We start from the raw sequence: 18,474 nt of genomic DNA, 5'->3' as shown, positions 1-18,474 counted from the left end.
ATCGATTGGCTTCCAGCCACGGGAATAAATGGCGCAGCACACTGCGCGTATTATCGGCCGAGATGCGAATCCCCGCGCCGCGATCCCAGGAAGCCTTAGAGATGCTCTCGGAGGCCGTACACGAACGGTTCAGCTTCTACGACGTCGGGCCAGACTAGCAGGCCTCGCACAAACTGCCGGCCGCCGCACTCGAATTTTTCCCGCATTATGGAGCAAGCGGCACCGAAGAAACGCAGGCCCGATGGTTGCATGGAGCTGCACCGTTGGTAAATTCAGTTGGTATACCTATGAGGTGCCAGCATTGACCAGCGTGAAGCCTATCTCGAATGACGCTGTGCTTCTGACCTACGAGACAGAGCGCTCTTATCCAAATGGTTCAAAGCGGCGTGTGCTGCGAAGCTCCGTCTGGAAACACGACGGGCTCAAGTGGCAAATGTTTTTCCATCAAGGCACGATCAGGCCGTAGCTTGCCTTGACGTCTGTGTGGTGCAACTGATCGGAGATCGCCTTCATCGGTGACCGCCCTCTTGCACAAGAAGATCGATGATCGTTGTTCGGTCGTATACGCTGCCAGAAGCTCCAAACTCAACGAAACCTTCCGCGAGCAAAATCTCGACCGCCTCCCTGCAACCGCTTATCTCTTGGCGGTGAAGAGCTTCTTCAAGAGACTGGATTTCCTCAAGGCTAGGAGCGATACCAGGCGCCATGACCGGCCATCGGAGGCTTCGATGGTCGGCGTCATCGTTCTCGCGTGCGCGGAGCAGATATTTGCAAGGGTGGCGCCGCACCTACATTGGAGAGTCGGAGCAATTTTGATCTTGCAGGCTCTGGAGCGACGCGTCGAGGCTGAGGATCAGGCCTGTCGGGGCATAATCAACAGAGACTTTTCCGAACGCAGACAGGCTGGAATTGATGAGCCGGGAGCCGAAGCCCCTCCTTTTCGGCGCTTCCACCGTCGGACCGCCGCGCTCTCGCCAACGGAGGGTGAGGTGGTCGGCGCCCGCTTCCTGACGCAGAGACCACTCGATTTCGATCACTCCGGTATCAACCGACAGGGCCCCGTACTTCGTCGCGTTCGTGACAAGCTCGTGCAGCACGAGAGAGAACGCTAACACCGCCTGGGGGTTCAGCGTGACTGTGGGACCACTTGCTTTGAGACGGTCCGACCCAAGTCCGAGATTGACTGCGGTCGCCTCGACGATCGTGTCCATGGTCGCTGACAGCCAGTTCTTCTGCAGCAAAATGTCATGCGCGTGGGCATAGGCGTTGACGCGCGCCGATATCGACTGCTCCGCATCCTTCATGCTGCCGGCACTTCTGAATGACTGGCTGATAATTGCCTGAACGACGGCCAGCGTATTCTTGATGCGGTGCGAGAGCTCGTGCATGAGGACGTGCTGTCGCTGCTCATTTTCACGCTGCTCCGTTCGATCCCTGAGGATCTTTACGAATCCTTCGAGTTCGCCGTCATCCGACCTCAGCGTCATGAGCTGGCCTGATGCCCAGAATAACGAGCCGTCCTTTCGAACGTGCCAGCGTTCATCGTCTCCGTGGCCATCGATCAAAGCAGCGGTCATTTCCCGCTGGGGAACCCCAGTCTCGCGGTCTGCCTGTGTGAAAATTACGCCGACCGGCTGGCCAATGATTTCAGCCTCGTCCCATCCAAGGATCCTGCGCGCTCCCTCATTCCATGTGGTCACCCTGTGATCGAGATCCACGGAGATGATCGCATATTCGATGGCACTCTGGAGGATGGCTTCGAGGAAGCGTTCCCTGGCGCGACTGGAATTGGAAAAAGGGTTCATGACATGTTTCGCCTGATCCATCAGGTCATGAGCGGATGATCTTTCTCAACACTATACCCGACATCGCCGCATTACCATCGAAGCCGTGATGTTCGCGTAAGGAAGCCATCGATCTGAGCTGAAAAGATGATCAGCGTGGGAAACAAAGGAACACGCGTGACGTTATTTGTCGACGTCTGATAAAGCGTGGAAGCATGGCCAGCCATTTAACAAGAAAACTGCACGGAGATTTGCCTTCGGCATCGTCAAAAGCAGCCTTGGTTGATCGAAAAGACCTGGCAGCCATCGCGTTTGAACGAACAAGGATGCCGATGGTTGTCACCGACGCACGTAGGCCGGATCTGCCGATCGTGCTGGCAAACAAATCATTCCTCGAACTGACAGGTTACTCCGCGGAAGAGGTGTTGGGCCGCAATTGCCGTTTCCTTCAGGGTCCGGCGACATCTCCGATCGCTGTCGCCGAAATTCGAGCGGGCATCGCCGACGAGCGCGAGGCCAGCGTCGAAATCTTGAACTATAAGAAAAGCGGGGAGCCGTTCTGGAATCGCGTGCACCTGAGCCCTATCCATGGCGATGATGGAAGAATCCTGTATTTCTTTGGGTCGCAAATCGACATGACGGAGTACCGGCGGATTGAGGCGCTGGAAGCTTCCGAGCATCGCCTGCTCATGGAGGTCGATCACCGGTCGAAGAATGTCCTCGCCATTGTTGACAGTATCGTTCGCCTCAGCAACGCCGATGATCCAGCCCTTTATGCAGCAGCTATCCAGCACCGCGTGCAGGCGCTTGCCCGTGCCCATAATTTGTTGGCTGAACGACGATGGGCGAGTATTTCGGTCGAGGAACTCGTGCGGTTGCAGGTCACGCCATTTTCGGCAACCCGTGCCGTCTTTAGCGGACCTGATGTCAGGTTGCCGGCGCCGGTTGTCCAACCGGTCGCGCTCGTTCTCCACGAGCTCGCCGTCAATGCGGCTCGCCACGGTGCGCTTGCCGCGCCACAAGGCAGGCTCTCAATCAGCTGGATGCACGGACCGTCCGGCGCCGGCTTCAAGCTTCGCTGGCAGGAGGCGGGTGTTGCTACGGCGCCGACCTCTACCAAAAAAGGTTTTGGCACGGTGATTGTCGGCGCGATGGTTGAAAAACAGCTGAAAGGGCGTGTCGAGAAAACCTGGACGAATGATGGGCTTCTTATTGAGATCGAGGTACCTTCTGTCGGCTCAACTACCCGATAGCGCACGCCCTGGGCCGGATTTCTACGGGCTTGTTGAGGTCGCCCGCCATTTTGGGTTTCGGCCGTCACCAGGCAGTGGGACCGAGGGCGCTCGTGAATATCGGGCCATCCGGTTGCCACGGATCATAGGAATCAGTGCAAAGAGTCGGAAGATGGCGCGTTGATTCGAGTGGCGGCCAGCCCCACATAGGTCCCGATCAAGATCGTCGCCATCTCCTCTACCGATCGGCAGCCGCGGTCGTATAGCTCGATCGCCGCATCGCAGAGAAACGAGGACGCCTGATCGTCCCATTCGACCTCATAGTACCGATACCATTCCCGGACAGCTTTCGACATGATGCGATAGTCGTTTGGAGCGCCCCTTGTCATCGAAGACCTCATAAAGGCTCCTGCCTCGACGTGGCGAGGCAAGAGGTCGCCGGGTCGAGAGACCCTGAGAGCGTCAGCACACGGATCAGCGTCGGCCGATTTCGGCTTCGACTTTCTTTCGGGAGTTTCCGGCGCTCTTGACCGCCTTTTTGACGGTATCCTTGGAGACGCCTTCCTTCTCCGCTTCGTATTTCACCTCGTGATCCTGGCCGCCCGCTACGCGGGCGCGATCTTGTACGCGGCCTCGGGAAGTCTGTGTCTTTGCCATTGGGTTTCTCCTTGATGAAGGTTCGCAAAAAGAAACTCGCTACGATTCCAGTGGTTCCTCGGAAACAACAATGTCCGTCATGCTGCGCTGAAGCGACACTAAACCCGCTATGCATTATCGGACGAGCGGGATCAGGATGACGAGCGGTAACCTATGGACACTGAAGCATTGCGGGCGGGAATCACGCGGTAGTCTCGTTACTGGCGACGCCTTGACCGAGTTTCTCTGCACCGAAGAACTGCCAGGGATCGTGCCGCCGGATTGGATCGTGACCAGCTTCGGATGGAAGAAGAGGACGACGGTGTTGCCGTTCATTCCTCGCCGCTCGGTTGGACGCTCCGCGCAAAGCGCATGGCGTAACTTCTGATATGCTTTCAACCCGGAATCAATCTGTGAACGCAATTCTGTAAGTTATTGAAAAATGATTCGTTTCGAGTCGGAACGAATCATCCTGAGACGTCTTTGAGTCGCGACAAGGTGATTCGGAGAAACGTCATGGCAACAGGGCATCGCGCGCAGTGGAAGGGCTTCGTAAAATTCGGTGAGGTCTCCTTCGGAGTAGCGCTTTATACGGCGGCAAGCACGTCAGAGCGCATTACATTCAACACGATCAATAAGGCATCCGGGAACAGGGTGAACCGCATCTTCATCGACAGCGAGACAGAGGACCCGGTTCCGAAGGAGCAACAGACAAAAGGCTTCGAGGTCGAAACTGGCCAGTACATTATCATCGATCCAGAGGAAGTTGCCGCGACGATCCCTGAAAGCAACAAGACCCTCGAGATTGATGCCTTCATTCCCTGCTCAGATGTGGACGACGTCTATTTCGACAAGCCCTACTACCTGACCCCTGACAAGGTGGGTAGCGACGCCTTCGCAGCTCTGCGCGACGGCATGAAGAAGTCGAATGTCGTCGCCATAGCGCGCACGGTTCTCTTCCGGCGAATGCGGGCCGTGCTCATACGGCCGCATGGCAAAGGCCTTATCGCGACGACCATGAACTATGACTACGAGGTACGGGATTCGAAGAAGGCCTTTGAGGAAATCCCCAAGCTCAAGATCGAGGGGGAGATGCTCGATCTAGCCAAGCACATCATCGGCACCAAAAAGGGAACCTTCGACCCTGCGACCTTCGATGATCGCTATGAAGCCGCTCTTGCCGACCTGGTCAAGGCGAAGATCGAGGGCAAGGCGTTGCCGAAGCCGAAGAAGGTCGAAGTGTCGAAGCCGAACGATCTTCTCGCCGCCCTGCGCGAAAGCGCAGGGATGATGAAGGCCACAGCGGACAAGCCGAAGCGCACTGCCGCCAACGCCAATCAGGGCACTGGCCGGCAGCGCGCCACACGCGGACCAGCTTCGAAGACCGCTTCTGCTGGAACCACCCCGCGTCGCAAGGCTAGCTGAGGAGATTGACCCATGGCACCGCGTTATTATTGGAAAGGCTACCTGAAACTCTCGTTGGTCACGTGCCCCGTTGCGATGACCCCAGCGACCAGCGAGAGCGAGAAGGTTCGCTTCCACACCCTCAATCGCGATACAGGAAACCGGGTCGTCTCGCAGTACGTCGATTCTGTCACGGGCAAACCTGTGAAAGACGAGAACGAAGCCAAAGGCTACGCACGCGGCGAGAACGACTACGTGATCCTCACCGACGACGATCTGGACAGGGTGGCGCTCGACACTGTGAAAACCATCGACATCGAAAAGTTTGTCCCGGCCGACAGCATAGAGTGGGTCTACTTGGAGAAGCCTCATTATCTGATGCCTGACGACGCGGTCGGGAACGAGGCTTTTGCCGTGATCAGGGACGCGATGAAGGCCGACAAGGTCGTCGGTGTTTCGAAGCTCGTCATGGGCCGCCGCGAGCGTGCCGTCATCCTTGAGCCCCGCGACGAAGGCATTGTTCTGTGGTCGCTGCGGTTCGGCGACGAAGTACGTCCGGAGGAGAGTTACTTCGAGGACATCGAGGCCGAAGCCGATCCCGATCTCATTCCCCTTGTCCAGAAACTCATCAAGCAGAAGTCAGCCCGCTGGACGACGAATATGGTCAGCGACCCGATCCAGGCCAGCCTGCTGAAGCTGATCGAGGAAAAGAAGAAGCTGCTTAAACCCAAGAAGACCGCAAAGGGTAAAACAGCGACAGCGCCCGCATCGAACGTCGTCAATATCATGGACGCATTGAAAAAGAGCATCCAGGCGGACCTCAAAGGTCGGAAGGCGGGGTGAGTCATGCATCTGACAGACACCAAAGTGGCCCATCAACACACTGGCGGGCGGATCGACTTCGTCGGCGACGATGGCGACGCGGTCGCCGTCCACGTTGCCGACGGCGGGTATCTGGACGAAGGGACAGCGGTACAGCGCGCTCGGGCGATATTGGTGCAGTTGACGGAGTTTGGGACGCGCGGCGGCGGGAGGAGCCTGAATGCGTACGATGCCGCCAGCAACGGCAACTTCGACGACATCCAGCCACTGATCGGCACCCCTCATTAGCGCACGTGACATATCCCAGTCGCAGGCAATACGCAGCCTCGATGCCATTGAACGGTAGTCCGCCGTCGCCCGTTGCGGCCATCGCGCCTTTCTTTCGAGAGGTGGTTTTTGAAGTAGGGCCTCGCGAGGAAAAACGAACTGGTCCACGAAATCTGGCTCGATCGCGGGCCTGATGGCCTGATGGTCACAAGAGCACGCGAGCGAGCGTCTTTGTTCCAAGCGGTTTCGGGACACGCGTCCTGACACGACCGTACACGCGTCCGATTCATGCGGCCGGCCGGATCATTTCGAACGGGCATCGCACACAGACCGTTCCCCCGATGTTGCCCGTTGTTGAAGTCGCCAGCGTCCTGATCAACGGGAACTACGATCACGGGCTCCTCGTTACGCTTGAGAGAGGGAAATTGTGAGACATGTCATGGCATCCGCGTGTTAAGTGTCCTCTCTATGTCCGTGCTTGAAGCCTAACTCGAGTATTGGAGAACGAATGGCGCCGCAGCCGCTGCTAAACCCGCCCGAAAATTGCTGGCGGATCGAGCGTGCCGACGAGTTTGCTTTACTGATTGATGCGGACTGCTATTTTGCCGCAGCGCGTGCAGCAATGAAGGCCGCGAAGCGTTCCATCTTCTTGGTTGGCTGGGATTTCGACGCTCGTGTCACTCTCGGACACCCCGATGTCAGCGAAGAGGGGCCTCGCGCAGTCGGTGATTTTCTACTCTGGCTCGCGAGGCGAAATTCAGATCTTGAAATCCGACTGCTCCTTTGGAATCCTGCTTTTCTGGCGAATTGGGCCAAGTTTTCGAATGTTCCATACTTGCTGCGCTGGAAACTGCACCCGCGTATTTCAGTCAGGCTGGACGGCAACCACCCGGTAGGCAGCTCGCACCATCAGAAGATTCTGGTCGTCGATGACAGCCTCGCGTTTTGCGGCGGCATAGACGTCACCACGGATCGTTGGGACACGCGCGAGCACCTCGACAACGATCAGCGGCGCAAGCGGCCGAACGGAGTTCTCTATGGCCCGTGGCACGACGCGTCCAGCTACTGCATCGGCCCGGCCGCGCGTGCTCTGGGCGACCTTTGCCGGGAACGGTGGAAGCTCGCGGGCGGCGAAGAGCTGGAACCTGCCGAGTGGCATCAGGCATTTCCCCGGGTCGACGGGGCGATAGCCTTTGGGGCCGTCGATCTCGCGATCTCGCGAACCAGTCCTGAATATGAAGGTCGCCAGCGCGTGACAGAGGTTGAGAGGCTCTATGTCGATATGATCATGTCGGCGCGGGACGTCATTTATGCCGAAAGCCAATACTTCGCGTCCCGCATCGTTGCTCAGGCCATGGCGCGCAGGCTCGCGGAAATAGATTGCCCTGAAATTGTCCTGATCAATCCGGTTGAGGCGGATAACTGGCTTGGTTCGCTCGCAATGGACACCGCCCGTGCCAGGTTGCGGGAATCATTGCGGCGGCACGACCGGCGCAACCGATTTCGCATCTACCATCCCGTAACGGCGCAGGGCGCTCCCGTCTACGTCCATTCCAAGCTCATGATTGTCGACGACCAGGCGATGCGTGTCGGTTCGTCGAACTTCAATAACCGGTCCATGCGGTTCGACAATGAGTGCGACGTGGCGTTCGAGGCGCAGGGCTCGGATGCTCTTGCGCAACGGCTGCTGCACCTGAGAAACGACATGCTCGCCGAGCACCTTGGTACCGGAGTGGAAGAGTTCTCGGCAATCGTCGAGCGGAGTGGATCGCTGATCGGCGCAATTGAAGAAGTCAGAACGAGGCCGGGGCCCGGCGCGCAGCCCGCCTCGCGTACGTTGCTCCCATATCTCACGCCGGAGATTTCGGACCTTGCGGAATGGCTCGCAGATAACGAAATTCTGGACCCAGAAGGTCCGGACGCTGTGTTCGAACCGATCGAAAAACGAGGCCTTTTCCGCGGAAAGCTCAAAGTTCCGTCCCTGCGCCGCGGTTAGCCAGGCTGGTCAGTTATGAAGCAGTGGAGACAGACAGAACCATAAAGCCAACCGATCGCACCTGCCAGGGCGTTCTTACTTCGGCAGTAACGAGAAAAGAAAAAGGCCGCTCGCGGAAGCGGCCTTTGTCTTCCGAAACTTAAAGGCAGCTTCGATCAGCCAGCGGCCTTGATGCTCGTGTTGCAGAGGCTCCAATAGCCGCCGCCCTTCTGGATCCACTTCAGATCTCCGAGCGATCCAGCATCCTTGGCGGCGTGATAGGCGTCGACGCAGGTGTGAAGGCGGCCCTTGGCCGGCGTCTCACTAGAGTATTTCTTGTCGACCGCTTTCGGGAACTTGACGCTTTTCGGCGCCATGGTCGTCGGCTTCGCCGGCTCTTTGTCGGTTGTCTTAGCGACATCCGCCTCGTCGGCCTTATCGTCAGCGGCAGCGTCCGCTCCACAGAACTTGGCGCGGAAATCGTTCCACTTTACGTTGGCGGCAGAACCGTCGGCCTTCGCTGCCTGATATTTCGTGCTGCATTCCTTCATGGTCAAGGCGTGCGCCGGCGACGACAGAACGAACGCTGCAAGGAGCGAGCCCGCGGCGGGCAGAAGCACGATACTGCCCAAACCGTCGAAAAGTCCCATGACATTCCCCTTGGGTGCATTCGCCTTCTAGCATAGATGCTTATACCTACTGAATGAACTGGCGATGAACAGGTCACACCGGCTGACCCCGCTTGAGGCTTGGGTGTCGCTTGCTCGACCTTCGGCACTTCTGAGGTGACATTACTCAGGTGAAGAAAGCGGCCGCAACGCGTCGATCAGCTCCGTGGTGCCGCGGCGAACCTCGCCGGCGTTCGGTTCGATGTCGATCAAGCCACCCATGTTCTTGGCATCGTTGGCTTTAATCAGGAGGTCGGCTAGGGTCGCTGGCACGGTCCGCTCGAATACCTCCTTCCATTGCGAGCGAGGTACCGCCCTTGCGTGAATCAGCCGGCCCGATAATTGGCTCACCGCCGTCGCAACATCGCTGGCGCTATATCTGCGTGGTCCTTCAGCGTGGATAACCTCCAGGTTATTTCCACTGTCGGGACGCAGCAAGAGATCGGCAGCAATCACGCCCAGATCCTGGGCCGATATCGTTGGTTGCGTCATATCGACCGGATCTTGAAAGGTCATCAAGTCGCCGGAGGCAACCGCCCGTGGAATAACGCGACTCCAATTGTGCACATGTTCTGCCGATCTCAGGACAAGCAAGTGGCTATCGATCTGGGTAAGTCGCGTCTCGAGCTCACGGAAAACGCTGGGCATCCCTATGTCATCGGCGACATGCGCGCCATAGTCGGAAATGGCTAACACCCGCTTTGGGCGCGCCTGGTCGAGTGCCTTGGCAATACCTTGGATCGATCGGCGCATATCTCCGGCTGGATCGGGCGCCGTCGGCGACACCGGGACGATGAGTTGAACGGCGTCTACATCGTCGATCACTTGGGCGAGGGAGCCCGCATCCTGCAGATCGGCGAGAGCAATCTCGCACCCAATCTCACGCAGCCGCGCTGCTTTTGTCGCGTCCCGAAGGATCGCCCTGACAGGCTGGCCCGCCTTGCGCAAGGCCAATGAAGTTGAATAGCCGACTCTTCCGGCGGCCCCGACGATTGCAAACATGCGCCATTCCTTGGTTTTCGTTGTTCAAGATCTATGGAATCAGACGACACTATCGCACGGGATCAGCGAGGTCTTTGCACAGGGACCGGAGGAACGACCCGATGTTTTGCAACTCCGGGGATTGACGCGTCGAAGCTAAACAGGCGCTTTTGGATTTGTGATGAATACCTCACAGTGCAGAAGATCGAAACTTTTTTCTGTGGGGATGGGCGGCGCAGGCGTCGCCCATCCCCTGCGCGCCCGATGGGCGCTGCGAACCATCTGCTGAGACGCGGACGCGCGTCGTGCCGTTGAGGGCAAGAACTACGTCTTCGCCCCCGACGCTCATTGCCGAGATCGAGATCCGCGGCGGGACGACGACGGCAATTTGCGTCAGGCCTCCTACAAAGGCTTGCGCGAGGTCCAGAATAATGCCGCGGTTTATGCGCTCGATTGAGCCGCTAACGCAGAGCTAAGGACAAGGCAAAATTTTTTCTGCGAGCGCCCTTGAATCCGGAAATCTCAAAAACCAAATCGATTGCCGCCAGCCGCTGGTAACAGGGCTGGCCTTGCTGGGAGCGCCGCTTTCGGCGATCCCGTACCCATGTTGCTTCAAGGAGGATATGGCTATGGCAACATCTTACGACTACGCACCGCTGTTCCGCTCGAGCGTTGGCTTCGACCGGGTCTTCAATCTTCTCGAAAACGCTCAGCGCGCCCGCTCCATCAGCGACTGGCCGCCCTATGACATCGTCAAGACCGGCGATGACCACTACCGGATTTCGATCGCGGTGGCAGGCTTTGCCGAGGGCGATCTCGAAGTCACCTTCCAGTCCAACCTTCTGACCGTCACCGGCAAGAAGCAGGAAGCTTCCGCGGAAGGCTACCTGCATCGCGGCATCGCCGGCCGGCCGTTCGAGCATCGGTTCGAGCTCGCCGACCATGTCCGGGTGAATGGGGCGGACCTGAAGAACGGGCTGCTGTCGATCGAACTCGTTCGCGAAATCCCCGAGGCGCTCAAGCCGCGGAAGATCGACATCCAGAGCGAGCCTGTTCTCGCATCGCCGGCTGCTCCGGCACAGATCGAAGCGCAGAAGGCTGCGTGATCAAAATCCATCGAGGTGGGCGCCGCTGTGGCGGCGCCCGTTGGCGTTCCCGGGTTGGAAGGAGGAAAACGATGAAACCCGATATGTTCAAAGAGCCTGTAACGATCCTTGTCGGCCTCGGTTTTCCGGCACAGGTCCGCGGCGTGATGGACGCCTACCGGCATCTCTCCGAATGGCCGGCGTCGCTGAGGGATACCGCGCACTCAGTTGCGCTGAAGGCTTGCAGTGCTGCGTTGCGCGGCGAGATCGAAGCAGAAACCGCGCGCGGCCTGTTTGCAGCCTTTGCCGAAAAACACGATCTGCTGGCGCCGGCAACCGACGCAATAGCCGCGTCTCGATCGCGGCGCGATAGAGATCCACACGTGCGATGAGGGTGACCGATGATGGACAACATGTTGCAGCAGGTGGCCAGCAATGTGATGGCGATGGGGCCAGCGGTTCTGGTCCAGGGTCTGCAGTTTCGGCGGCCGATCGATGTGGTGAGGGCACCGGCACTTTCCGTTGATGACAAACGGACAATCCTCGCCGCCTGGGCATCGGATTATTATGCCGTCGATTCCAAACCGGCGCTGCGTCACCTTCCAGGCACGCCCGAACCAATTTCGATCGATGAGGTTCACGCGGGGCTGCGAGAACTCGACCGGCGATACGATCTCTGACGGGCCGCAGGCTCAAGCGGCCCGTTTCACCGGCTTGGCGAGCCGCTTGAAGGCGTGGTCCAGCGACCGCTGCCCGTCGCAATAATCCTGCCAGGCGCTCGTTTTCCCACTGTGCGCAAGACATTCAAAACAGTGTCGGCTGCGCGACAGGTTCCCCAGCTTTCGTGATGATGGTGGCTCCATAGGGTTCCCGCGAGGTCACGATGATCGCATCGTTTGGCAGCGGCCGGGCAAGCGCCTTAGCTTCGTCCCATGCCGCCCTCATCCAGACATCGGTCTCCTCTTTCGTCAGCAGCAGCACCGGCATGGCCTTGTCATGGATTGGCTTGACGATCGCGTTCGGGTCGGTCGTCAGAAAGCCGTAGAGATCATCCGTCGTCTGCCCGTCCTTGACCTTTCGCACGCTGGTCCATTGAGGAACATGGAGGCCCGCGAAAAACATGAGCGGCTTGCTCTCGTCGCGCGCAAACCAGGCATTCGGCGTGTTCCCGCCTTCCTGCTTGCTCGCCGGATCAGGCTCGGCAAAACTCGTGACGGGCACGAGGCAGCGGTTCTCGACCCCGAACCATCTCTCCAATGCGGGAAATTCAGCTTCCGGACATTCGTCGTCCCACTGTCGAGCTGCTCGCGGACAAGCCTTTCGAAATCCACCTCCTGGCCCTTGGCGCGAAGTTTTGCAGCTTTCTTCTCGGCCTCCTTTTCGAGGGCGAAGCGTGGCGACGGCAGGCCCCACCGCGCATGGACGAGCTGCTTGCGACCGTCGGCGGTGTTGCGCACGATCGGTCCTGTCTCGTTCGGGTTCATCTGGTAGGCTGGCATCAGGTTGATCAGGCTGTCGGCGTCCTGCGCCCACTTGGCAACCCAGTCCTTGTCTTCCATGCGGTACAGATTGCACATCGAGCTGCGACCGTTTCCGTTGAACACCGCTAGCATCGTAGCTGACAGATTTGCAGAATGCCAAGCCGTCGATGATCAGACTGTGGCCCCGGCAAAAATTTGTACGGGGCCGGGAAATCGACAAGGCGACCCATAGCCATGATTCGCCACGCGAATCTGCCGGCCTGCTAAAATTGGGGGATAAAATTCCTATTTCCGGTTGCTTGACTCTTGGAGCAGAGGGGAACAGATAGAGAACATCCGCATTTGAACGACATGACGTCGATACTCCAACACGACCTGAAAGGAGGTTCGTGAACGATGACTGCTGCCCGCGACAGGGTGATCTCCGATCTGCGCGACCGCATCGCCTCGTTTGAAAGGGGTGCTGCGAGAAAGGCCGGCTGCCTTGCCTTCGGGGTTTCCGAGATTGATGCAGTGCTGCCAGGCGGCGGCCTTGCTTACGGCGCCTTGCATGAGTTTGCGGGCGGCGGATCGGGAACAGTCGATGGGGCAGCGGCAGCGCTTTTCGTTGCCGGGATCGCGGCCCGGACAAAGGGTCAGATCCTTTGGTGTTTGACGCGTCCCGACCTGTTTTTCCCGGCGCTCGCGCAGGCAGGTCTTCATCCCGATCGTGTGGTCTTTGCCGAAGCCGACAAGGAAGAGGATGTCCTTGCGACCATGGAGGAGGGCCTTGGTTATGGCGGCTTGGGCGCCGTCGTCGGCGAGATCGTTCGCCTGCCGATGGTCGCCTCCAGACGGCTGCAGCTTGCGGCGGAAAAGACGGGCACGCTGGGTTTGGCTGTCCGCCGATGGCGGCGGCAGACGGAGGCTTCGGATTTCGGGCAACCGACGGCCTCGACGTCCAGGTGGCGGGTGAGTGTGCTGCCATCGGAGGAGCTGCCAGTTACGGGCGTCGGACGTCCGAGGTGGCTGCTTGAGCTGATGCGGGTGAAAGCGGGTGAGTGCGCAGAGTTTATCGTAGGAGCGTGCGATGCCACGGGTCGTATCCATTTATCTCCCGGATCTCGCGATCGAGAGGATCAGACGGACGGCTGGCGCCGGCGAGTTGTCGGCTGAGCGCCCACTTGTCGTCGTCGCGAAAAGCGGCTCGAAGCGTTGGATCACGGCTGCGGATCACAAGGCGCGCGAAGCCGGTATTCATGTCAATATGCCGGCCGCCAAGGCACAAGCGCTCGTCCAGGGCCTGCAGATGGTCGAGGCTGAAGTGAACGCCGACACCGCAGCTCTTGAACGGCTGGCGCTGTGGGCGCTGACGCAATATTCCCCTGTTGTCGCGGTTGATCCGCCGGACGGCATCGTCATGGACACCGAAGGCGCCGACCACTTGCAGGGCGGCGAAGACCTGATGTTGTCCGGTATCGTCAACCGTTTCCATGCCCGGGGTCTGACGGCGCGCGTTGCGATTGCCGACAACTGGGGTGCGGCCCATGCGCTCGCTCGGGTGAGCAAGCGCGCGACCGTGATCGTTCCGCGTGGCGAGACAGCACGTTTCGTCGAGCGATTGCCGATCGCCTCGCTCAGGCTACCTCCCGAGATCGTTGCCAGCCTGCGGACACTCGGGTTTCAGACGATCGGCGAGCTGTCGGCAACGCCGCGTGCACCGCTGACCCTTCGCTTCGGCCCAGAGATCGGCCGGCGCCTCGACCAGATCTATGGACGGTTGCCGGAACCGATCGAGCCAATCCGCTCGATGGACACCATCGAGATCAGCCGCGCCTTTGCCGAGCCGATCGGCGCGCCAGAGACCATCGCCAAATATGTCTCGCGCCTGGTCGTCCAGCTTTGCGAAGCGCTTCAAAAGAAGGGCCTTGGCGTTCGCCGCACGGATCTGATCGTCCACAAGGTCGACAATACGATGCAGGCGATCCGCACCGGTACCGCAAAACCCGCCCGCGACGTCGCCTGGCTGACGAAGCTGTTAAAGGATCGGATCGAGAAGATCGAACCGGGTTTCGGTATCGAGAAACTCTCGCTCGTCGCCGTCATGTCCGAACCGCTCATCGAAACACAGAGGGCGTCTTCGCTGATTGAGGAGGAGGTCGTCGATATCGCCCCGCTGATCGACGTGATCGGCAATCGCGGCCAGCGCGTCTATCGCGTGGCGCCAGTGGCCAGCGATGTGCCCGAACGCAGCGTCCAGCGTGTCAACGCCGTTGCTGAAGAAACTGGAACGTCATGGAGCTTGCATTGGCCGCGGCCGGTTCGGCTGCTCGTCCAGCCGGAGCTCGTCGAGGTAATCGCGCTCCTGCCGGATCATCCGCCGGTCTCGATCACCTGGCGCGGCAAGCGCCGGCGGGTGAAACGCGCCGACGGGCCGGAGCGGATTTTCGGCGAGTGGTGGACGCGGGGCGCGGAATTCGATGCGGTAAGGGACTACTTCGTCGTCGAGGATGACAGCGGCGAACGATTCTGGATTTTTCGCTCCGGTGACGGTGTCGATGCCGCGACCGGCTCGCACAAATGGTTCCTGCATGGGATCTTCGCATGAGCTACGCCGAGCTTCAGGTGACGACGCATTTCTCCTTCCTCCGGGGAGCATCCTCGGCCGACGAGCTGTTTGCCACGGCCAAGCTGCTGGGCATCCAGGCGCTTGGCATCGTCGATCGCAACTCGCTGGCCGGCATCGTCCGGGCACTGGAAGCATCGCGCGCCACTGGCCTCCGGCTGGTTGTCGGCTGTCGGCTCGATTTGGCTGATGGCATGTCGATCCTCGTCTACCCCACCGATCGTGCCGCCTATTCGCGCCTTACTCGATTGCTGACGCTTGGCAAGGGCAGGGGCGGCAAGGCCAAATGCATCCTGCATCTCGATGATGTGACGCTCTATGCGGAAGGCCTCATCGGCATTCTCGTTCCCGATCTGCCGGACGAGACCTGCGCCGTGCAGCTGAGGAAGATGGCCGAGATTTTCGAGGACCGAGCCTATCTCGCTCTATCGCTTCGCCGGCGGCCGAACGACCAGATGCGGCTGTACGAACTGTCGAACATGGCCAACCGCTTCAAGGTCAAGACGGTGGTGACCAATGATGTGCTCTTCCATGAGCCTTCGCGGCGGCAGCTGCAGGATGTCGTCACCTGCATCCGCACCAGGACCACGATCGACGATGTCGGCTTCGAGCGGGAACGCCATGCCGATCGCTACCTGAAGCCGCCGGAGGAAATGGAGAGGCTGTTTCCCCGCTATCGGCAAGCGTTGGCGCGGACGATGGAAATCGTCAATCGCTGCAGGTTCTCGCTCGAAGAACTGACCTATCAATATCCGGAGGAGGCGATCGTGCCGGGCAAGGATGCGCAGGCTTCGCTTGAGCATTACGTCTGGGAGTGCGTGCCGCAGCGCTATCCTGAAGGCCTGCCACCAAAGGTGTTGAAAGTCGTCCGGCATGAACTCGACCTCATCCGCACCATGAAATACGCCCCCTATTTTTTGACGGTGTTTTCGATCGTCCGGTTCGCCCGCTCGCAGGGTATTCTCTGCCAGGGGCGGGGCTCGGCTGCGAACTCTGCTGTCTGTTATATCCTCGGAATCACATCGATCGATCCCGAGACCAACGATCTTCTGTTCGAGCGCTTTGTTTCCCAGGAACGCGACGAGCCACCGGATATCGATGTCGACTTCGAACACGAACGGCGCGAAGAGGTGATTCAATGGATCTACAAGACCTATACGCATCAGAAGGCGGCGCTCTGTGCGACGGTGACAAAATATCGCGCCAAGGGCGCCATCCGCGATGTTGGCAAGGCGCTCGGGCTGCCGGAGGACATGATCAAGGCGCTATCATCGGGCATGTGGTCCTGGTCGGCCGAGATGGCGGACGAAAGGAACCTTCGAGAGCTCAACCTCAATCCGGATGATCGTCGGCTGGCGCTGACCTTGCAGCTTGCGCAGCAGCTGATGGGAGCGCCTCGCCACCTCGGCCAGCATCCGGGTGGCTTCGTGCTGACCCATGACAGGCTCGATGATCTCGTGCCGATCGAACCTGCGTCCATGGCCGATCGGCAGGTGATCGAATGGGACAAGGACGACGTCGAGGCGCTGAAATTCATGAAGGTCGATGTCCTGGCGCTCGGCATGCTCACTTGCATGTCAAAAGCGTTCAGGCTGATCGAAGAGCAGAAGGGCAGACCGATTGATCTTGCCGGCATCGAGCAGGAGGATCCCAAGACCTATGCGATGATCCGCAAGGCCGACACGCTGGGTACCTTCCAGATCGAGAGCCGGGCGCAGATGTCGATGCTGCCCCGGATGAAGCCCAAGACTTTTTATGACCTGGTGATCCAGGTGGCGATCGTCCGACCTGGTCCGATCCAGGGTGACATGGTGCATCCCTATCTGCGTCGGCGTGAGGGCAAGGAGAAGCCTGAATATCCAACACCCGAACTGGAGGCAGTTCTCGGCAAGACACTTGGCGTGCCGCTCTTCCAGGAGAGCGCCATGAAGGTGGCGATGGTCTGCGCCGGCTTTACCGGCGGCGAAGCCGATCAGTTGCGCAAGTCGATGGCGACATTCAAGGTCACCGGCGGCGTGTCGCGGTTCCAGGAGAAGCTGGTCTCGGGCATGATCCGGAACGGCTATTCGCCGGAGTTCGCCGAAAAGACATTCAAGCAGCTGGAAGGCTTCGGCTCCTACGGATTTCCGGAAAGCCATGCAGCGAGCTTTGCCCTCATCGCCTACGCCTCGAGCTATGTGAAATGCCATTTCCCGGACGTGTTCTGCGCTGCTCTGATCAACAGCCAGCCGATGGGTTTTTACGCTGTCGCCCAGATCGTCGGCGATGCCAGGAATCACGGCGTCGAAATCCGCCCGATCTGCATTAATCGGTCACGTTGGGATTGCACGCTGGAACAGATCGAAGGCAGCGATCGTCACGCCGTCCGGCTCGGCATGCGGCTGGTGCGAGGACTTGCAGCGGTCGATGCCGCCCGAATCATTGCCGCCCGCGCCGATCAGCCCTTCGACAGTGTCGACGACATGTGGCGGCGCTCCGGCGTACCGGCGGCTTCGCTGGTGGAACTGGCTGAGGGCGATGCCTTCTTGCCGTCACTGGGCCTGCAGCGCCGCGATGCGTTCTGGGCAATCAAGGCACTGCGTGACGAGCCGCTGCCATTATTTGCCGCGGCATCCGAGCGCGAGAGCAAGTCGATCGCGGAGCAGCGGGAACCGGATGTTGAACTGCGGCAGATGACGGATGGGCACAATGTCATCCAGGATTATAGCCACACGGGTCTTACTCTGCGCCAGCATCCGATCGCGTTCCTGCGCAAAGACCTTACGGCGCGCAGCATCGTCACCTGCGAGGAGGCGATGTCTGCCCGGGACGGTCGCTGGCTGATGACGGCCGGCCTCGTTCTCGTCCGGCAGAAACCCGGATCAGCAAAGGGCGTGATGTTTCTGACGATCGAAGACGAGACCGGCCCGGCGAACGTCGTCGTCTGGCCAAAACTGTTCGAGCGACGCCGGCGTGTGGTGCTGGGATCGAGCATGATGGCGATCAACGGACGCATCCAACGGGAAGGCGAGGTTGTGCACCTTGTCGCCCAGCAGCTCTTCGATCTCTCCGGCGACCTGTCGGCTTTGGCGGATCGTGATGAAGCATTCAAGCTTCCGACCGGTCGCGGCGATGAGTTCGCCCATGGCTCGCCGGGCAGTCCCGATGCCCGGGATCGGGCTGCCGTGAAGACGCGCGATATCTATGTTCCGTTATGCCGAATTCGGCATAAGGGGACTTATACCGAGCCCGAGACTATGCCGAGCCCATTCCCTAGATCCCGATTTCCGGTAATCCAGGATTGAAAGCTCGGCATAGTTTGAATGCGTTGGAAGACCGGGTTCGGCCCAAAGCGGCCGTCGGCCCAATGCCATCGTGCCAATTGGGCTGACCCCGCATCACTGCTCGCAAACATATAGGCCAAGTGGAAACAACTCTTCGTAACGCGGATGGTCCCTGATGCATTCAAGGCAACCCTCATGGCGAATGACATCAATCATATCGTCAGCAACACGCTGCATGTAGGCTTCGAGAATGTGCATCGCCGTGTCGAGA

The 18,474-nt window shown here is 59.4% G+C and carries 18 protein-coding genes and 2 pseudogenes; 13 read left to right on the top strand and 7 right to left on the bottom strand.

Going from position 1 to position 18,474, the window contains the following annotated elements:
* Nucleotides 1-509: 509 nt before the first annotated feature.
* Nucleotides 510-707, bottom strand: coding sequence for a DUF4440 domain-containing protein (locus HJB83_RS34830; RefSeq protein WP_405049134.1), 198 nt, complete (start codon nucleotides 705-707; stop codon nucleotides 510-512).
* 81 nt (nucleotides 708-788) lie between these two features.
* Nucleotides 789-1,805: a sensor histidine kinase gene (locus HJB83_RS32085; RefSeq protein ID WP_207586100.1), complete on the bottom strand. Its 1,017-nt coding sequence runs from the start codon at nucleotides 1,803-1,805 to the stop codon at nucleotides 789-791.
* A gap of 194 nt (nucleotides 1,806-1,999) precedes the next feature.
* On the opposite strand from HJB83_RS32085, the gene HJB83_RS32080 reads away from it, so the two are divergent.
* Nucleotides 2,000-3,037 carry a PAS domain-containing protein gene (locus HJB83_RS32080; protein ID WP_207586101.1) on the top strand — a complete coding sequence of 346 codons (1,038 nt, stop codon included), beginning with the start codon at nucleotides 2,000-2,002 and terminating at the stop codon, nucleotides 3,035-3,037.
* A gap of 131 nt (nucleotides 3,038-3,168) precedes the next feature.
* On the opposite strand, the gene HJB83_RS32075 is transcribed toward HJB83_RS32080, so the two are convergent.
* Together HJB83_RS32075 and HJB83_RS32070 are read right to left on the bottom strand one after the other, a co-directional pair.
* Entirely contained in the window at nucleotides 3,169-3,405 is a 237-nt protein-coding gene (locus tag HJB83_RS32075) for a hypothetical protein (protein WP_207586102.1), read from the bottom strand.
* A gap of 85 nt (nucleotides 3,406-3,490) precedes the next feature.
* Nucleotides 3,491-3,673 (bottom strand): DUF3606 domain-containing protein, encoded by a 183-nt coding sequence (locus tag HJB83_RS32070; RefSeq protein ID WP_207586103.1) that lies wholly within the window; start codon nucleotides 3,671-3,673, stop codon nucleotides 3,491-3,493.
* Between the two features lie 211 nt (nucleotides 3,674-3,884).
* Here HJB83_RS32070 and HJB83_RS32065 point away from each other — a divergent pair, with 211 nt between their 5' ends.
* The 5 genes from HJB83_RS32065 to HJB83_RS32045 all read left to right on the top strand — a co-directional run bounded on the left by HJB83_RS32065 (nucleotide 3,885) and on the right by HJB83_RS32045 (nucleotide 8,141).
* Entirely contained in the window at nucleotides 3,885-4,040 is a 156-nt protein-coding gene (locus HJB83_RS32065) for a hypothetical protein (protein WP_207586104.1), read from the top strand.
* A gap of 128 nt (nucleotides 4,041-4,168) precedes the next feature.
* Nucleotides 4,169-5,077 (top strand): Ku protein, encoded by a 909-nt coding sequence (locus tag HJB83_RS32060; RefSeq protein ID WP_221159802.1) that lies wholly within the window; start codon nucleotides 4,169-4,171, stop codon nucleotides 5,075-5,077.
* A 12-nt stretch (nucleotides 5,078-5,089) separates the two neighbouring features.
* Nucleotides 5,090-5,899 carry a Ku protein gene (locus tag HJB83_RS32055; RefSeq protein WP_221159801.1) on the top strand — a complete coding sequence of 270 codons (810 nt, stop codon included), beginning with the start codon at nucleotides 5,090-5,092 and terminating at the stop codon, nucleotides 5,897-5,899.
* A 3-nt stretch (nucleotides 5,900-5,902) separates the two neighbouring features.
* A complete protein-coding gene (locus HJB83_RS32050) occupies nucleotides 5,903-6,166 on the top strand; it encodes a hypothetical protein (RefSeq protein WP_207586107.1) in 264 nt (87 codons plus the stop codon).
* Nucleotides 6,167-6,653: 487 nt separating this feature from the next.
* A complete protein-coding gene (locus tag HJB83_RS32045; protein ID WP_207586108.1) occupies nucleotides 6,654-8,141 on the top strand; it encodes a phospholipase D-like domain-containing protein in 1,488 nt (495 codons plus the stop codon).
* 155 nt (nucleotides 8,142-8,296) lie between these two features.
* Here the strand turns inward: HJB83_RS32045 and HJB83_RS32040 are convergent, their stop codons facing one another.
* Nucleotides 8,297-8,770, bottom strand: coding sequence for a hypothetical protein (locus tag HJB83_RS32040; RefSeq protein WP_409079484.1), 474 nt, complete (start codon nucleotides 8,768-8,770; stop codon nucleotides 8,297-8,299).
* A gap of 141 nt (nucleotides 8,771-8,911) precedes the next feature.
* Nucleotides 8,912-9,790: an NAD(P)H-binding protein gene (locus tag HJB83_RS32035; RefSeq protein ID WP_207586110.1), complete on the bottom strand. Its 879-nt coding sequence runs from the start codon at nucleotides 9,788-9,790 to the stop codon at nucleotides 8,912-8,914.
* Between the two features lie 266 nt (nucleotides 9,791-10,056).
* Here HJB83_RS32035 and HJB83_RS34445 point away from each other — a divergent pair.
* The 4 genes and pseudogenes from HJB83_RS34445 to HJB83_RS32020 form a co-directional block, all read left to right on the top strand.
* A pseudogene (locus HJB83_RS34445) lies at nucleotides 10,057-10,226 on the top strand (ATP-dependent DNA ligase); the annotation flags it as partial.
* Between the two features lie 172 nt (nucleotides 10,227-10,398).
* Nucleotides 10,399-10,875 (top strand): Hsp20 family protein, encoded by a 477-nt coding sequence (locus HJB83_RS32030; RefSeq protein ID WP_221159800.1) that lies wholly within the window; start codon nucleotides 10,399-10,401, stop codon nucleotides 10,873-10,875.
* Between the two features lie 71 nt (nucleotides 10,876-10,946).
* A complete protein-coding gene (locus tag HJB83_RS32025; RefSeq protein WP_207586112.1) occupies nucleotides 10,947-11,246 on the top strand; it encodes a DUF982 domain-containing protein in 300 nt (99 codons plus the stop codon).
* A gap of 9 nt (nucleotides 11,247-11,255) precedes the next feature.
* A complete protein-coding gene (locus tag HJB83_RS32020) occupies nucleotides 11,256-11,534 on the top strand; it encodes a hypothetical protein (RefSeq protein ID WP_207586113.1) in 279 nt (92 codons plus the stop codon).
* A 124-nt stretch (nucleotides 11,535-11,658) separates the two neighbouring features.
* On the opposite strand, the pseudogene HJB83_RS32015 reads toward HJB83_RS32020, so the two are convergent.
* Nucleotides 11,659-12,431: pseudogene (locus tag HJB83_RS32015) on the bottom strand (SOS response-associated peptidase family protein).
* Nucleotides 12,432-12,731: 300 nt separating this feature from the next.
* Here HJB83_RS32015 and HJB83_RS32010 point away from each other — a divergent pair.
* Genes HJB83_RS32010 through HJB83_RS32000 form a run of 3 tightly spaced genes read left to right on the top strand, consistent with a single transcriptional unit; the run spans nucleotide 12,732 to nucleotide 18,224 of the window.
* Nucleotides 12,732-13,490 (top strand): ImuA family protein, encoded by a 759-nt coding sequence (locus tag HJB83_RS32010; RefSeq protein WP_221117865.1) that lies wholly within the window; start codon nucleotides 12,732-12,734, stop codon nucleotides 13,488-13,490.
* A complete protein-coding gene (locus tag HJB83_RS32005) occupies nucleotides 13,405-14,922 on the top strand; it encodes a DNA polymerase Y family protein (RefSeq protein WP_221117866.1) in 1,518 nt (505 codons plus the stop codon). The genes HJB83_RS32010 and HJB83_RS32005 overlap by 86 nt, the downstream gene beginning before the upstream one ends.
* Nucleotides 14,919-18,224 (top strand): error-prone DNA polymerase, encoded by a 3,306-nt coding sequence (locus HJB83_RS32000; RefSeq protein ID WP_221159799.1) that lies wholly within the window; start codon nucleotides 14,919-14,921, stop codon nucleotides 18,222-18,224. The genes HJB83_RS32005 and HJB83_RS32000 overlap by 4 nt, the downstream gene beginning before the upstream one ends.
* Nucleotides 18,225-18,474: the final 250 nt, after the last annotated feature.

Origin of the sequence: Rhizobium sp. NZLR11 (assembly GCF_019685115.1) — a bacterium.
GTDB lineage: Bacteria > Pseudomonadota > Alphaproteobacteria > Rhizobiales > Rhizobiaceae > Rhizobium.
This window is presented reverse-complemented; position numbering and strand designations above follow the sequence as displayed.

Coding starts and splice junctions, on each gene's coding strand:
- HJB83_RS34830 (WP_405049134.1), bottom strand. CDS start 707: ATGGCGCCTGGTATCGCTCCTAGCCTTGAGGAAATCCAGTCTCTTGAA.
- HJB83_RS32085 (WP_207586100.1), bottom strand. CDS start 1,805: ATGAACCCTTTTTCCAATTCCAGTCGCGCCAGGGAACGCTTCCTCGAA.
- HJB83_RS32080 (WP_207586101.1), top strand. CDS start 2,000: ATGGCCAGCCATTTAACAAGAAAACTGCACGGAGATTTGCCTTCGGCA.
- HJB83_RS32075 (WP_207586102.1), bottom strand. CDS start 3,405: ATGACAAGGGGCGCTCCAAACGACTATCGCATCATGTCGAAAGCTGTC.
- HJB83_RS32070 (WP_207586103.1), bottom strand. CDS start 3,673: ATGGCAAAGACACAGACTTCCCGAGGCCGCGTACAAGATCGCGCCCGC.
- HJB83_RS32060 (WP_221159802.1), top strand. CDS start 4,169: ATGGCAACAGGGCATCGCGCGCAGTGGAAGGGCTTCGTAAAATTCGGT.
- HJB83_RS32055 (WP_221159801.1), top strand. CDS start 5,090: ATGGCACCGCGTTATTATTGGAAAGGCTACCTGAAACTCTCGTTGGTC.
- HJB83_RS32050 (WP_207586107.1), top strand. CDS start 5,903: ATGCATCTGACAGACACCAAAGTGGCCCATCAACACACTGGCGGGCGG.
- HJB83_RS32045 (WP_207586108.1), top strand. CDS start 6,654: ATGGCGCCGCAGCCGCTGCTAAACCCGCCCGAAAATTGCTGGCGGATC.
- HJB83_RS32040 (WP_409079484.1), bottom strand. CDS start 8,770: ATGGGACTTTTCGACGGTTTGGGCAGTATCGTGCTTCTGCCCGCCGCG.
- HJB83_RS32035 (WP_207586110.1), bottom strand. CDS start 9,790: ATGTTTGCAATCGTCGGGGCCGCCGGAAGAGTCGGCTATTCAACTTCA.
- HJB83_RS32030 (WP_221159800.1), top strand. CDS start 10,399: ATGGCAACATCTTACGACTACGCACCGCTGTTCCGCTCGAGCGTTGGC.
- HJB83_RS32025 (WP_207586112.1), top strand. CDS start 10,947: ATGAAACCCGATATGTTCAAAGAGCCTGTAACGATCCTTGTCGGCCTC.
- HJB83_RS32020 (WP_207586113.1), top strand. CDS start 11,256: ATGATGGACAACATGTTGCAGCAGGTGGCCAGCAATGTGATGGCGATG.
- HJB83_RS32010 (WP_221117865.1), top strand. CDS start 12,732: ATGACTGCTGCCCGCGACAGGGTGATCTCCGATCTGCGCGACCGCATC.
- HJB83_RS32005 (WP_221117866.1), top strand. CDS start 13,405: ATGCCACGGGTCGTATCCATTTATCTCCCGGATCTCGCGATCGAGAGG.
- HJB83_RS32000 (WP_221159799.1), top strand. CDS start 14,919: ATGAGCTACGCCGAGCTTCAGGTGACGACGCATTTCTCCTTCCTCCGG.